Origin of the sequence: Winogradskyella sp., assembly GCF_016744625.1 — a bacterium.
Classification (GTDB): domain Bacteria; phylum Bacteroidota; class Bacteroidia; order Flavobacteriales; family Flavobacteriaceae; genus Winogradskyella.
In genome coordinates, this window is record NZ_JADGDZ010000004.1 from 44,304 (window position 1) to 59,570 (window position 15,267).

The window sequence follows — 15,267 nt, forward strand, 5'->3', positions numbered from 1 at the left end:
TGATTAATATTTTAATCATATCTACACGGTTAAATTTTGCTGCATAATGAATTGGCAACATACCATTCGATTTAGTGTTAACATTTGCACCTGCTTTTATAAGTCTATAGACTTCATCTGTATTGCCAGTTGCAACAGCCTTACATAGAGGACTTACCTCAATTGTTTTTACAGTTACTTCATTTACATTTGAAGTTGAAATTTCGTTTGACGCATTTAAATTACTAATTGAAAAGCCTAATGCTAAGGCTAAAACTACTACTGATTTTTTCATGATGAAAGATTTTAAATTTAATTGATTTGTTTTTGATTATACTAAAGAGACGACATAACTTCTAAAGTGTTACACTAAAAAAAGTTATATAACATTTTTTTAACGATTTGGAAACAAATCTGTTAAAGACTTGCCAAAAGCCATTTCCTTGTTAACAAAACACATCTTTACGTTAGAGATAGAGATAGAGATAGAGATAATCAGTTAATCTTTTTTGGATTACAAATTTGTTATAATCATCTATATGTTATCTTTGAAACCACTAAAAATTTTCAAATGAACAAGAAGGTTATTTTAATGATTTTAGATGGTTGGGGAAAATCACCCAATCCCAAAGTTTCAGCTATAGATAATGCACAAACACCATTTATTGATTCACTATACACTAAATATCCAAGTGCTAGTTTAAGAACAGACGGACTTCATGTTGGTTTACCTGAAGGGCAAATGGGTAATAGCGAAGTTGGACATATGAATTTAGGTGCAGGTAGAATTGTGTATCAAGATTTAGTAAAGATAAACCTTGCTATTAAAAATAAAACACTCAAAGAAGAGCAAGTTTTAAAAAATGCTTTTGAATATGCAAAAACCAATAACAAGAATGTTCATTTTTTAGGATTAGTAAGTGATGGAGGTGTGCACTCTCACATCAATCATGTATTTGGTTTAATTAATGCTGCAAATGATTATGGGTTAAAAGATGTCTTTGTACATGCTTTCACAGATGGTAGAGATGTAGACCCTAAATCTGGCTATGGCTTTATTTCAGAATTAGAAGACCACTTAAACAAAACAACAGGAAAATTAGCTACCGTTACTGGTCGTTACTATGCTATGGACAGAGATAAACGTTGGGAACGCGTAAAATTAGCTTATAATGCTTTAGTTCAAGGACAAGGCACTAAAACCCAAAATATTTTAAAGTCTATTCAAGAAAATTATGAAAACGATATTACTGATGAATTTATAAAACCATTAGTTAGTGTTGATAAAAACAACAATCCAACAGCAACTATTAAGGGTGATGATGTTGTCATTTTTTTCAACTTTAGAACTGATCGTGGACGTCAATTAACTGAAGTTTTATCTCAAAAAGACTTCCACGAATACAACATGCATAAACTAAACCTTCATTATGTTACCTTAACTAATTACAATGATAATTTTAAAGGCATTAATGTTGTTTTTAACAAAGACAATTTGTCTGAAACTTTGGGAGAAGTTTTAGAAAAGCATAATAAGAAACAAATAAGAATGGCAGAAACTGAGAAATATCCTCATGTGACATTCTTCTTTTCTGGAGGACAAGAAAAACCATTTGTAGGTGAAACACGAATTTTAAGAAACTCACCAAAAGTAGCAACCTACGATTTAAAACCAGAAATGAGTGCTTACGAATTGAAAGATGCATTAATTCCTGAATTAGAAAAAGGAGAGGTGGATTTTGTGTGTTTAAATTTTGCCAATGGCGATATGGTTGGTCATACAGGTGTAATGGAAGCTGCTATAAAAGCTTGCGAAGCCGTTGATATTTGTGTAAAAGAAGTTATAAACTCAGCTTTAGAAAATGACTACACTACTATTTTAATTGCGGATCATGGTAACTGTGAAACCATGATAAATCCTGATGGATCACCACATACAGCTCATACGACAAACCCTGTTCCAATTATACTAATAGACAAGGATTTAAAAGACATAAAAGATGGCATTCTAGGAGATATTGCTCCAACAGTTTTAAAATTAATCGGAATACCTCAGCCAGAAGCTATGACACAACACAGTCTCATATAGAGTAGTAATTTATTGTACCTTTACCTAACAACTGAGTATATAAAATGAATTTTCAGGACAGATTAATAATAGCAGTAGATTTTGACGGAACCATTGTAGAAGATGGATATCCTAAAATTGGGAAAACACGCATTTTCGCTTTTGAAACCTTAAAAAGGTTACAGCAAGATGGCCATAGACTTATTCTTTGGACCTATAGAAGTGGTGTAAAACTGCAAGAAGCTGTTGATTTCTGTAAAGAAAACGGCATTGAATTCTACGCTGTTAATGCTAGTTTCCCTGAAGAAAAATTTGATTATAGCAGAAGTCGAAAAATCCATGCAGATCTTTTTATAGATGATCGTAACATTGGTGGAATCCTTGGTTGGGGAGAAGTTTACCAAATGATTACTAATGAAAAACCAGATATTAAAAATGCCAATAAAAAATGGTGGCAATTTTAATTGACTATATCCTTATACCATTTCAAAATAGGCCTTATCAATTGACTCTCTGTGATCTGGATGTGCAATATTAACAAGAGATCTCACACGCTCTTTTATTGTTTTTCCGTATAGATTTGCCACACCAAATTCTGTAACTACATAATGAACATGTGCTCGAGTGGTAACAACACCAGCCCCAAGCTTAAGTGACGGTACAATTCTACTTATTCCACGTTTAGTGACTGAAGGAAGAGCTATAATAGCTTTACCGCCTTCACTTAAAGAAGCTCCTCTAATAAAGTCCATTTGCCCACCAACACCAGAGTACATTTTAGACCCAATAGAATCTGCACAAACCTGACCTGTTACATCCACCTCTACCGCAGAATTAATAGCAACCATTCTTGGGTTTTGTTTAATCACAGACACATCATTTACATAATCTGAGGTACGCATCTCAACAAAAGGATTATCGTTTACATAATCATACAAACGTTGAGAGCCCATTAAAAAAGTTGCTAAAGCTCTACCTGGATTTACACCTTTATAATTGCCATTAATTACATCTTTTAGGATTAAATCTATTACACCATCAGAAAACATTTCTGTATGTAAGCCTAAATCTTTATGATTGTGTAACCTAGACAATACGGCATTAGGAATATTTCCTATTCCCATTTGTAAAGTACTTCTGTCTTCAATTAAATTAGCGACGTAGTCACCAATTTTTGTTTCAACATCTGTTGGTGCTGTTACAGGATGCGCTGGCAAAGGCTCATCACATTCCACAAAAGCATTGATTTCTGTAACATGAATAATTCCATCTCCAAACGTTCTAGGCATTTGTTTATTAACTTGAGCTATAACGTAGTCCGCATTATCTATGGCTGCTAAGGTAGCTTCAACTGAAACACCTAAAGAACAATAACCATGTTTATCTGGAACAGATACATGAATTAAAGCCACATTTAAATCAACAATATTTCTTTTAAACAATAAAGGTACCTCGCTTAAAAAAACAGGAGTATAAGACCCATTTCCTGCATGCAAAGTGTGACGAACATTTTTTCCTATAAAAAATGAATTCACATGAAAACTCTCAGCTAAATCAGGATTAGCATAAGGCGCTTCACCTTCGGTATGCAATTGGCAAATCTCAACATTTCTTAGTTCTTCATGTCTATTGGTAAGTGCTCTTATTAAGACATTTGGGACTGCCGCTGCAGCTTGTAGATATATTTTATCGTTAGATTTTACGATTTTTAAGGCCTCATCAGCGCTTACGACTTTGTACATTTTAATTGTTTTTAAGGGTGTAAAATTACATTAGAATACGTTCGGAAAAACTGTCTTTTGTCATGTTTTAGTAATAATTAAAAATTGTTATAATTACCTATCTTTGTCCCTCAATATACGAATTATGATTATTGTAAAAACCAAAGAGGAAATTGAATTAATGCGTCAAAGCGCACTCATCGTATCTAAAACTTTAGGTATGTTGGCCAAGGAAGTAAAAGAAGGTGTTACAACCAATCATTTAGATACTATAGCAGAAGAATTTATTAGAGATCATGGTGCCTTACCTGGATTTAAAGGACTCTACGATTGTCCCTCTACACTTTTATGCAGTGTCAATGAAGCTGTCGTACATGGTTTACCTACTGATATACCGTTAAAAGATGGGGATATTGTATCGATAGATTGTGGTTCTTTTATGAATGGTTTTTATGGAGATCATGCTTATACTTTTGAAATTGGTAATGTTGATAAAGAGACTAAAAAATTAATTAAAATAACTAAAGAATCACTCTATATTGGTATAAGCCAATTGAAACGTGGAAACCGAGTTGGTGATGTAGGTTTTGCAATTCAACAATACTGTGAAAAAGAAGGTTATGGCGTGGTACGTGAATTGGTTGGTCATGGATTAGGACGCAAAATGCACGAAGACCCAGAAATGCCTAATTACGGAAGACGAGGAAGAGGAAAGAAATTTATTGAAGGTATGGTTGTTGCCATAGAACCTATGATAAATATGGGAACTCATAAAGTAAAACAACTAAAAGATGGTTGGACCATTGTTACTCAAGATGGAAAACCAAGTGTGCATTTTGAACACGATGTGGCAATAGTTAATGGACAGCCAGAGATTCTCTCGACATTTGCTTATGTACATGAAGCCTTAGGTATAACCTCTAATGAAGAAGATGCGTTTCGTCAGAACGCTTTAGTGCTTTAAAATGAAATCACTTTTTAAATTTTTCCTAAACATTATACCAAGACCTCTATTAATAAGGCTTAGTTATTTAGTAAAACCTATTCTTTCTTTACTTCTAAAAGGCAGCAAATTCACAGATCCAATTGATGGTAAAAGCTTTAGAAGTTTTTTACCCTATGGTTACAGCAAGCAAAGATCAAATGTATTGTCACCATCTACCCTTTCTTTAGAACGACATAGATTGCTTTGGCTCTATTTAAAGAACGAAACAAGCTTCTTTTCCGAAAACCTAAAAGTCTTACACTTTGCGCCAGAACAATGTTTTTTAAAGCGTTTTAGGAAATTAAAACACTTAGATTACACAACGACAGATTTGCTATCACCTATAGCAGATGTAAAGGCAGATATTTGTAATCTTCCGTTTGAAGATAATAGCTATGACATTATTCTTTGCAATCATGTTTTAGAACATATCCCTGATGATACAAAGGCGATGCAAGAATTGTTTCGTGTTATGAAACCAGGTGCTTATGGTATATTTCAAATTCCACAAGATTTAAATCGCGAAACTACTTTTGAAGATAATACCATAACAGATAAGGCAAAACGCACTAAAATATTTGGACAATACGACCATGTTAGAGTTTATGGACGTGATTATTTTGACAAGCTACGTTCTATAGGATTTAAAGTTGAAGAAGTCGATTACACAGCTCAACTTTCTGATTCTAAAATTGATAAGTATTGCTTAGCTAAAGGTGAGATAATTCCTGTTGTATTCAAATAAAAAAAGCTGAACCAAACGAACAAGGAACAACTTTTTTTGAATAGTAGTTAATAGCACTAATAAGACACTATTGCATAAGAAAAGTCACACATTTATTTAGGAAAATCATTTAAACTCAAAGTACGTAAAACCTTATTTTCATCCTCGTAAATAAAGTAAGCTTTCAATTCTGAATGAGATTCTAAAAAAACTTTTACTTTTTCAATTCCCATAGCCTGAAACGCAGTTGCATAACCATCTGCCCTCATACAATCTGGTGCAATAACAGAAGCACTTAAAATATTAGTTTTGGTAGGATAGCCCGTTTTTGTATTTATAATATGTGCATAACGGTTACCATTCTCATCTGTCTTAAACTTTCTGTAAGTACCAGAAGTTGCCATAGCTTCATCTTTAAGTGTAATCACTTTAGAATAGGATTGTTTACCATTAAAATTTGGATCATCAATACCAACAGTCCAGTTCTTAGCGCTTTCAATATTAGTACCAGCAACACGCATATCTCCACCAATATCTACCAAATAGTTCTTTATACTTTTAGATTCTAAAAATTCACAGATTACATCTATACCATACCCTTTAGCAATAGCATTAAACTCTAGATAGGCTTCTTTAGATTTTTTAACATTAGACGCTTTAAGATCCACTTTATTAAACCCAACAAATCGCATTAAACTATCAATAGTTATGGTATCTGTAATAAACTTGTTCTTTTCTGCTCCAAAACTCCATGCGTTAACCACATTACCAATTGTTGGATCAAAAGCCCCTTCAGTTTGTTTATATATTATCTTTGATGCTTCAAAAACACGTTCGAAATGATTGTCGATTGTTGTAATTTCATTTCTATTTAGCTTTGAAATATCTGAATCTGAAATATAAGTAGATAGGGAATTATTAACTACCAAAAATAAACTATCAAATTGTTTTTGATAATCTTTATCCTCTTCTGAAAAATATTGAATATTAAAACTAGTCCCGAAAATCGGGCCTGAAAGCTTAACATTCTTTGGGTCTTTGCTACAAGAGAATAAGACTATAAATATTAATGTACTAACGAATCTCTTCATATTAATTCAAATTCATTTCTAAGACTTGTATACCATTATATTCAATAATATATTCTTTATCTAAATAAATTGGCAAATCTTCGCCATCTGGATTACCTATACCTACACCTGCATATAATACTTTTGCATCTTTTTCGTAAGCATGCTTTTTAAATGTTTCCATCCAAACTACATCGTAATTATTGGGATTTTCTGGTAGAATTACAGCTCTTACCACAACAAAAAAGTATTGACTTTTCTTATCGATACAAACAAATTGTGGGTGACGTTTTAACTTACTGTTAATTGCTACAAACTCAAAACCGCGTGCCTCTAAATCTTTACCAACATGGTTCATCGCAAGGTTATGGATTTCTTGAGGTGTTAATGGTTTACTCATGTTTTCTTCTTGAGGGAAAAGGTAATCTATTTTAGTTATGCTAAGATAAAGTCTTGCTGAGATATTTCCGAATTTAAATCGATAATAAAAAAAGCCACCAAAATAAATTGGAGGCTTTTAACAGAAAGATTAATAGCAAGTAATAACCCTAATTATTATTTAACAATCTTCTTCACTGTAACTGTAGTATTATTTTCATCTTTAATTTGAATTGCATAAAAACCAGAAACTAAAGCTTGCGTATTAATTTTGGTATCTAGGCCTTCTAATTGACCATGTAATACTTTCTGCCCTAATTCATTAAAAATCATCCAACTTCCTTCTGATGGAGTTTGTAGTTTTATATTAAATTCATTTTTTATTGGATTTGGATACATACTAATTGATTCTGCTTCAAAATTAGTTGTAGATAATATGGCACCAGGACCATTTAAGTACACAGAATTATTATGGCAAACCACATCGAAGGTATAATTTGTGCCATTATAATTTGCAGTTACTTGTGCAGGTAAGTTACACGTAGAAATTGATGCAGCCGTAAGAATTTCAAAACTCGCATCATTTGCAGGCAGATAACCAAGAGTAACATTAATAGTGCCTTCTAATTTTGCGTCATCTGTAACAACAACTTGATCGTATTCTGTACCGACAATTGGTCCATCGATTTCAATGATAAAATCTGCTTCAGGTGCCGTGATTAAATCTCCTATAACCGTTAAAATGCCTGGTGAACTTCCTGGAGACATTTCACCATCAAAAACATATCCTGTTGGAAATTGAAAACTTCCGCTACCGCTATAAGTCCCTACATATTCTACAAGATCTCCATCAACATATTCTTCATATTCTCCTGTAACTAAATCTTCATTTATTGCTAAAGTGCCAGATTCACTAATAATTTCTCCATAATTTACAAATCTTGTTAAATTAATTGAAGACGTACCACTTCCGTTTGTTTTTTTGAGTTTACTAATAACAGAAATAGTCATCTCATGCAGATTACCACTACTATAACCAATAGTAATATTATCACCTTTTATATTATAACTATTGAAGTTAAACATTCTTATAATACCATTGTTAATATCTAAATCACCACCATTGTGATTAATATCTCCATAAAATTGCCAGATATTAAAATTGGTGTCTAGTTCCATTAATCCTGGTCCATCAAAATTAATATCTCCAAAACCTATCATTGCAGATTGTTGATTCTCGTCTGGACTATAAATTTTCCCGCCCTTCCAAGTAAATGTCCCTCCTTTTTGAAGGTAAATAAATTTCTCTAGTAATAAATCCCCATTTACTTCAAGGGTATTGTTATGTCCTATATATATGGTATGCGCATCAGTAATACCTGCTCCATTAGTTATAGCATAACCTCCTGCACCTGGCAAATTGATTATGACTGTTGAACCTGGAGGTGGAATAGTATTTTGATTCCAATTAGCTTCGGTATTCCATTGACCGTCTCCTCCTTCACCATCCCAAGCATAAGCCGTAGTATAAGCAAGGTCTGTAACCACATAGCTTAAACCTTCAAACTCACATAGCGTACCTAATGTCGCTTCAAAACCATTACCATAAATAATTACGGCTGGAGATGTAGAACAAGAGCCTTGGTCGCCATCAATAACAAGAAATTCTTGTCCAATCTGAGGTACAAAACCAGAAAACCCCATCTGTATACTGCCATTAAAATAATAATTTCCTTCGCACGTTATATTATATATAAAATCTACATCTCTAACAATAACTTCTAAAGTACTTTGAGGATCTACAATAAGATCGCCTAAAAGATGAAAATCGCCTTGAGTAGATAAATGCGCTCCAAATACTAGTTCTAAAGTTCCGTATTCTTGATTTAGTGGAACTGACCCAAGACCATTAAAATATACATAATGACCGTTAATTAAAATATCATCATAAGGTTCTGGCACACCAGGTAAATTTGGATCTCCTCCTCTAGCCCAGTTTAGATCGTCTTCCCAGGAAGTACCGTCTCCTGCTCCTGTAAACTCAACTTGGTCAAAATTTTGTGCATTTAGGGTTGTTAATGTGAATGCAAAACACATTGTAAAAAATAAAATTCGTTTCATAGTTAATAGCTTTATTTGGTTTATATATAACTACATCGAAGCAAATTAAAAATGTGAGCAAAAAAAAAGCTACCAAAATAAATCAGCAGCTTTTTTGGTTAACTGAAATTAACTAAAATCTTATTTTTTTACAATCCTTTTAACAAGTGTACTGTTATTTTCAGCATAAATTCTAATGACATACACACCTGTCGCATAATTTGCAAGAGAAACCTCTTTTTCTAGAGGCATTGTTCTAAGATCAATAAATTGAATCCGTTTTCCTGTAACATCAAAAATTTCGACATTTATTAGTTGAAACCTGCTGTTGTTTTGGATGGTGAATATGTCACTAACTGGATTTGGAAATAATAATACATCATCACTAGAAAGTTCAAAGTCATCAAGACTTAATGTTGTATCTATGACTTTAAGGTCAAAAGAACATGCATCACTATTTCCCGAAGCGTCAGTAGCTGTGAATGAAATGGTGTAATCACCATCAGGTAAAACAGTTCCAGGAACAGGTGTTTGGACTACGGTAATATTACAATTATCTGTCGCTGTTACCTCATTATCTAAAAAGTAATCTGGTAAGGTATAATCCCCATTACTCTCTACATTAAATCCTGATGGACAAGTAATAGTTGGCGCAATAACATCTATTACTGTCACAGTCGCAAATTCCATAGCGGTATTTCCACTTTGATCGGTTACTGTTAACTCAACCGTCCTATCTCCTAAATCTGAACATGTAAAAGCGGTTACATCTAAACTTAAGCTAGCTATTGTACAATTATCACTAGAACCATTGTTTATATCTGCGGTCGTGATACTAGCATTTCCAGATGCATCTAATTGAACGGTTACATTTTGTGCAACTACTGTTGGTTCTTCAATATCTTCAACAGTAACTGTTACTGTATCATTGGTGAAATTTCCTTCACCATCTAAGATGCTGAGGTTAACTGCATTTGGACCAATATTAACACAAGTGAAGTCAGACACATCTAGTGACATACTAGCAATTCCGCAGTTATCTGAAGAGCCATTATCTACATCTCCAGGAACAATACTCACATTTCCAGTACCATCAAGTTGTACTGTAATGTCTTGCGTGACTATAGAAGGTGGAAGATCATCCTCTACTGTTACCATAGCTGTATCATTCGATGAGTTTCCTTCATTATCAATAACTGTAAGCGTCACAATATTTACACCAATATTAGCGCAAGTAAAGTCGAAAACATCGAGGTCTAAAGTATCTATACCACAAGCATCTGAAGATCCATTATCCACGTCTCCAGGTATTATACTTGCATTACCAAAATTATCGAGTTGTACAATGATATTTTGAGTGACAACTGTCGGTGCAACATTATCCTCAACCGTCACAGTTGCAGGTAAAGAAGCAAAATTATTAGCTTCATCGGTTACCGTTAGGTTTACCGTATTAGTTCCCAAATTTGAACATGTAAAACTTGTAGTATCAAGTGCAAACACTAAGTTTGGAGTCAATGTACAATTATCTGAAGATCCATTATCTATATCACCAGTTGTAATTGATGCATTTCCATTGATATCTAATTGCACTGTAATATCTTGAGTAATCACATCTGGTACTTGAATATCTAATTTATCGGAAATAGACAACACTACTGAATTATTCCCTGGATAGGTTACATCAAATGTATAGCGCTTACCATCGTAATCTACAATTATAGGCGTGACCAAATTTTGTGTCGTTATTGTTCCTGTGGTCGTTGCGATGGTAAAGGTATTGCCAATCTCAGCTTCAAAACCCATGCTAATATTAACATTACCTTCAAAAACAACATTTGTCCCAGTAATTGCCAAAACATCATGCTCTGTATCTGGAGTCAATCCATCTAATTCAACATCTAAAACTGAGGATGTAGACGATATAAAATTACCGATTACTGATAATGTTCCTGGTGAAGCACCAGGTGCAAATGTGCCATCATTGGTATGATTCGCAGGAATTGGAATATCAATAGTACCAACACCTTTTACAATTCCCGTTGCTGTATTATTGATGCCCAATGGATCTACGAACTCAAGTTCTCCAGTCATAACATCAATAATACCAGAGTTAGTAGTTTGAACAAGAATACTAGTTACTCCAGCACCTCCAGATTTTTTTAGAAGTCCAAAATTATTAAGGATTCGAGAAGCAGAACCCGAATACGATATATTGGCATTATCCACTTGCAAATCCATGACTCCAGAAGCTTGATTATTAAGAATGCCATCAGTGATAAGCAGATTACCAGTGCCAATAAAATTTAAGTCGCTTTCGTTATTTAATGTTGTAAGTTCATTGATTGTTTTAGTACTAGTTGTTGTTAGATTAATTGGGCTCATAGCGACTAAAGTACCACCACCTAACAAACTACTAGATCTCCAATTTAAACTACCAGTGCCACTAAAATCAAAATTTGCAGTTGTAGCAGTAGGTACTGTTACCGTACTGTCCCAATTAATATCTCCATCAACTAACCCTTCCAAAGTACCAATAGGATTAATATTTATATCCCATTCTAAGACAGCTCCAGCGGCCACATTATAATTACCATTTGTTAATGTTTTATCTTGAAAATTAAAAATGAGTGTACCGCTTTCTACATTTATGTTTCCATCAAAATTGTTCAGAAAAACTAGAATTTGAACGCTTCCAGCCGTTGTAGTTCTTTTAATAGTTCCATAGTTATTGAGTATGCGTGATGCGGACCCTGCATAAGCAATATTACCACCATCAGCTTGTAAATCTATAACACCAGTAAGTTGATTATTAAGGACTCCATCTGAAATTAATAGATCTCCAGAACTAATAATGTTAAAGCCGCTTTCGTTGTTTAAAGTTGTAAGTCCAGTGATTGTTTTACTACCAGTTGTTGTTAGATTAATAGGACTCTTAAGTACTAAAGTACCGCCACCTAATAAACTACTCGATCTCCAATTTAAACTACCAGTACCACTAAAATCAAAATTTACGGTCGTGGCTGCAGGAATGGTTACTGTACTATTCCAATTAATATCACCATCGACTAATCCAGCTATAGTACCAGTAAAAACAGTATTTACACCCCAATTTAAGTTACTTCCAGCAGCTATATTATATTCGCCATCGGTTAAAGTTTTTTCTTGAAAATTAAAAGTAATACTACCGCTTTCAATATTGATAGTTCCATCAAAATTATTCAGAAAACACTGTATATCGGCATTTCCAGTAGTAGTAGTTCTTTTTATAAGTCCGTAGTTATTGAGTATTCGAGATGCTGAACCAGAATATGTGATATTACCCGCATCGGCTTGCATATCAATGGTAGAATTAAGTTGATTATTAAAAACACCATCACTTATAAGTAAATCTCCTGTATCTGTTATATTTACTTCACCCTCATTGTTGAAAGTCGTTAGTCCGTTGATGGTATGACTACTTGTCGATATTAAATCTAATATACCATTGTTGGTTACTGTGCCTCCACCTGTAAGAATTCCATTGTTCCATTGCAAACCATTAGGACCTGAAAAATCAAAAGATGCTGTCGTTGAAGCAGTTACTATTGCTGACCAGTCTAAAACCCCATCTAAGACGCCCGTTAAAGACCCTGTTATATCTATACCAGTGTCCCAGTTTAATACAGAACCAGATGCAATATCATAATTACCATCTATTAAGGTTTTAGGTTGAAAATTAAAGGTTACTGAACCACTTTGAATATCAATATTACCATCAAAATTATTAAGAAAACACTGAATTTGAGCATTTCCAGAAGTAGTTGTTCTTTTAATAAGTCCATAGTTATTAAGAATGCGCGTCGCTGACCCTGAATAGGTAATGTTACCCGCATCGGCTTGCATATCAATAGTGGCATTAAGTTGGTTATTAAATATGCCATCACTTATCAGTAAATCACCTGAACTTGTAATATTTACTGTGCTTTCATTATTAAACGTAGTTAATCCTTGTATACTATGGCCACTAGTCGATATTAAATCTAATATGTTATTATTAGTGACTGTACCACCTCCTGTAATCGTTCCACTCGTCCATTGTAATCCATTAGCACCCGAAAAATCAAAAGATAAGGTTGTTGCAGCTATTAATGTTGTTGACCAATCTAAAATTCCATCTAAGGTTCCAGTTAAGGATCCAGATACGTTCATGGGCACATCCCAATTCAACACAGTTCCTACTGCTACATTATAAGTCCCATCTGTTAATGCTTTTGTCAAAAAATTGAAGGTCAATGTCCCACTTTCAACTTCTATAATACCGTCAAAATTGTTAAGAATACATTGAATAAAGGCAACACCACTACTTGTTGTTTTTTTTAAAAGTCCATAGTTATTGAGAATGCGTGATGGTGCAGATCCGGAATATGTAATATTTCCAGAATCCGCTTGCATATCCATTATGCCTGCGAGCTGATTATTAAAAATCCCATCTGTAATGAGAAAATCACCAGAAGAGGTAATATTAAATGTACCTTCATTATTAAAGGTAGTCAGCCCAGTAATGGTTTTAGATGACGCTCCTGTTAAATTAAAAGTACCATTATTAGTAAACGTTGAACCACCTCCATTAATACTTCCAAATGTCCAATTTATAACGGCATTAGCACCTACTGCTGATGGGTTTACAAATGTTAAGCTACTGCTTATAGTTACCATAGCAGTTCCTTGTATGTCGATTGATAATACAGAGGCTGCAACATTAATAGTTGCTATGCTTGCTGTGGGAATAATAACATTGTCAGCTGCCGTTGGCACCAAATTGGTGTCCCAGTTGTCTATATTATTCCAGTTCGTGTTTGCACCTAAACCCGTCCAGGTTGTTTGTGCGAATGCTATTGTGCATGTAATGCACAATAGCATTGATAGTAAGAATCGTTTCATAATTAATAGCCTTTAAATTTAGTATCCTATCAAGTCCTATGTAGAATAAAAGAAAGGTTTTACAGACATTAAATCTGTAAAAAAATCCTTAAATTGGGACCATAATTTGCTAAGATTTCCTCTGCTATACAATAGGTCGTACAGCTAATATTAAGAAATCAGCAATGGCTATTAATCAATCTTAAGTTACGAAAAAAAATACTACCAACATTTTTATTATCGGTATACTCCTATTTTTTTCGATGAGTCTAAAGTATTTCACTATAAATTGTAATTGTTTAATAGCAAGTATTTTACGTTATACTTCTAAAGCGAAGTAATTATAAAAATTGAGTATAACATTTACATCTTTTTAATAAATGTTTCATAATTAATAGCTTTATATATTACATCGAAACAAATTTTAAATGTGAGCAGAAAAAACTAAAACTTATTTGAAACGGACAAATTTTGCACTGTTAAATGTGTAGTTTGAAACAGGTGTTACAGCATCATCTTTTAACTGATACCAAGGAGAAATAGAAGCATCTTCAAGATTTTTTACAAGATGAACGTTTTGCGCTGGTGTATTACCTTGAAATAAAAGAAATAACTTTTCTCCATTTTCATTAATTACCTCATCAGCAATCATTACAATATGACCAGGTGAACCTCCTTTAATAAGCATATCACCTATTTTTAAGTCTTTAGCGTCAATAGGTTTTAACTCGTTATATAATGATAAGGTGCCTGAGTACATATAAATAAGGTTTAAGTACTTATAGAAGTTGTCTTTAGAATAATTAACACTAGCCGTATTATGAAACGTTACTGTATTGCCATTGACTCTTGGTCTAAAACCTTCAGCATATGTTGCCCAAGAGCAATAATGACCTGACGTAAACTTAAAACCTATCTCATCCTTTCTGTTGTTATCCCAAAGATATTCGCTTCTAATTCTAATTAATGCATCAGCGCACTGTTGCAAGCCGTTTTTAGGTACAGGGATTTCTAAAATACCTACATGACCTCTTTGCCAGAAATATTCTGAATCATCATAATTAATAATTTTACTTCCAAAGGGTTTTAGTTTGTAGCTTCTGAGATAATCCTCAAAACTTCCTTTTTTATAATCTACACGTTTATATCCTTCAGGAATATTAACCCTAGATTTTATAGTTACACTATCTTTATTGATTAAGCTTGATGCTTCAATTATAGCTTCAACAAAATCAACTGCTTTATTAACTGGTTTAAGTTGAAGTACTAAAATTATAACTGCAATGCATACTAATATTATGAGAAGTCCTTTTTTCATAATATTTAAAACGTAATAAATT

General features: G+C 33.4%; 11 protein-coding genes. 4 read left to right on the plus strand and 7 right to left on the minus strand.

Annotated elements, in window-relative coordinates:
• The coding region (locus tag QZZ53_RS01750; RefSeq protein WP_296380805.1) for an ankyrin repeat domain-containing protein at positions 1-274 on the minus strand (274 nt) is incomplete at its 3' end.
• Positions 275-550: 276 nt separating this feature from the next.
• On the opposite strand from QZZ53_RS01750, the gene gpmI reads away from it, so the two are divergent.
• Complete coding sequence (gene gpmI / locus QZZ53_RS01755; protein ID WP_296380807.1) at positions 551-2,068, plus strand: 2,3-bisphosphoglycerate-independent phosphoglycerate mutase; 1,518 nt, start codon at positions 551-553, stop codon at positions 2,066-2,068.
• A gap of 44 nt (positions 2,069-2,112) precedes the next feature.
• Positions 2,113-2,511: a BT0820 family HAD-type phosphatase gene (locus tag QZZ53_RS01760; protein ID WP_296380809.1), complete on the plus strand. Its 399-nt coding sequence runs from the start codon at positions 2,113-2,115 to the stop codon at positions 2,509-2,511.
• A 12-nt stretch (positions 2,512-2,523) separates the two neighbouring features.
• Here the strand turns inward: QZZ53_RS01760 and QZZ53_RS01765 are convergent, their stop codons facing one another.
• On the minus strand, positions 2,524-3,789 hold the full coding sequence (locus QZZ53_RS01765) for an acetyl-CoA hydrolase/transferase C-terminal domain-containing protein (protein WP_296380811.1): 1,266 nt from the start codon (positions 3,787-3,789) through the stop codon (positions 2,524-2,526).
• Between the two features lie 124 nt (positions 3,790-3,913).
• Between QZZ53_RS01765 and map the strand changes: the two genes are divergently transcribed.
• Entirely contained in the window at positions 3,914-4,732 is an 819-nt protein-coding gene (map, locus tag QZZ53_RS01770) for a type I methionyl aminopeptidase (protein WP_296380814.1), read from the plus strand.
• A gap of 1 nt (position 4,733) precedes the next feature.
• Positions 4,734-5,498 carry a class I SAM-dependent methyltransferase gene (locus tag QZZ53_RS01775; protein WP_296380816.1) on the plus strand — a complete coding sequence of 255 codons (765 nt, stop codon included), beginning with the start codon at positions 4,734-4,736 and terminating at the stop codon, positions 5,496-5,498.
• A gap of 92 nt (positions 5,499-5,590) precedes the next feature.
• Here the strand turns inward: QZZ53_RS01775 and QZZ53_RS01780 are convergent, their stop codons facing one another.
• From QZZ53_RS01780 to QZZ53_RS01800, 5 genes are all read right to left on the minus strand, one after another.
• Positions 5,591-6,568: an FAD:protein FMN transferase gene (locus tag QZZ53_RS01780; RefSeq protein ID WP_296380818.1), complete on the minus strand. Its 978-nt coding sequence runs from the start codon at positions 6,566-6,568 to the stop codon at positions 5,591-5,593.
• A gap of 1 nt (position 6,569) precedes the next feature.
• Positions 6,570-6,947, minus strand: a complete 378-nt coding sequence (locus QZZ53_RS01785) for a Na(+)-translocating NADH-quinone reductase subunit F (RefSeq protein WP_296380820.1) — start codon at positions 6,945-6,947, stop codon at positions 6,570-6,572.
• A gap of 155 nt (positions 6,948-7,102) precedes the next feature.
• On the minus strand, positions 7,103-9,046 hold the full coding sequence (locus QZZ53_RS01790) for a T9SS type A sorting domain-containing protein (protein WP_296380823.1): 1,944 nt from the start codon (positions 9,044-9,046) through the stop codon (positions 7,103-7,105).
• 120 nt (positions 9,047-9,166) lie between these two features.
• The gene (locus QZZ53_RS01795; RefSeq protein ID WP_296380826.1) at positions 9,167-13,948 is read right to left on the minus strand and encodes a T9SS type A sorting domain-containing protein; all 4,782 of its coding nucleotides are present in this window, start codon (positions 13,946-13,948) and stop codon (positions 9,167-9,169) included.
• A 430-nt stretch (positions 13,949-14,378) separates the two neighbouring features.
• Positions 14,379-15,245, minus strand: coding sequence for a DUF4846 domain-containing protein (locus QZZ53_RS01800; protein ID WP_296380828.1), 867 nt, complete (start codon positions 15,243-15,245; stop codon positions 14,379-14,381).
• Between the last annotated feature and the right edge of the window lie 22 nt (positions 15,246-15,267).

Bases quoted from the DNA above. Each gene is read 5' to 3' on its own strand.
- gpmI (WP_296380807.1), top strand. From the start codon at position 551: ATGAACAAGAAGGTTATTTTAATGATTTTAGATGGTTGGGGAAAATCA.
- QZZ53_RS01760 (WP_296380809.1), top strand. From the start codon at position 2,113: ATGAATTTTCAGGACAGATTAATAATAGCAGTAGATTTTGACGGAACC.
- QZZ53_RS01765 (WP_296380811.1), bottom strand. From the start codon at position 3,789: ATGTACAAAGTCGTAAGCGCTGATGAGGCCTTAAAAATCGTAAAATCT.
- map (WP_296380814.1), top strand. From the start codon at position 3,914: ATGATTATTGTAAAAACCAAAGAGGAAATTGAATTAATGCGTCAAAGC.
- QZZ53_RS01775 (WP_296380816.1), top strand. From the start codon at position 4,734: ATGAAATCACTTTTTAAATTTTTCCTAAACATTATACCAAGACCTCTA.
- QZZ53_RS01780 (WP_296380818.1), bottom strand. From the start codon at position 6,568: ATGAAGAGATTCGTTAGTACATTAATATTTATAGTCTTATTCTCTTGT.
- QZZ53_RS01785 (WP_296380820.1), bottom strand. From the start codon at position 6,947: ATGAGTAAACCATTAACACCTCAAGAAATCCATAACCTTGCGATGAAC.
- QZZ53_RS01790 (WP_296380823.1), bottom strand. From the start codon at position 9,046: ATGAAACGAATTTTATTTTTTACAATGTGTTTTGCATTCACATTAACA.
- QZZ53_RS01795 (WP_296380826.1), bottom strand. From the start codon at position 13,948: ATGAAACGATTCTTACTATCAATGCTATTGTGCATTACATGCACAATA.
- QZZ53_RS01800 (WP_296380828.1), bottom strand. From the start codon at position 15,245: ATGAAAAAAGGACTTCTCATAATATTAGTATGCATTGCAGTTATAATT.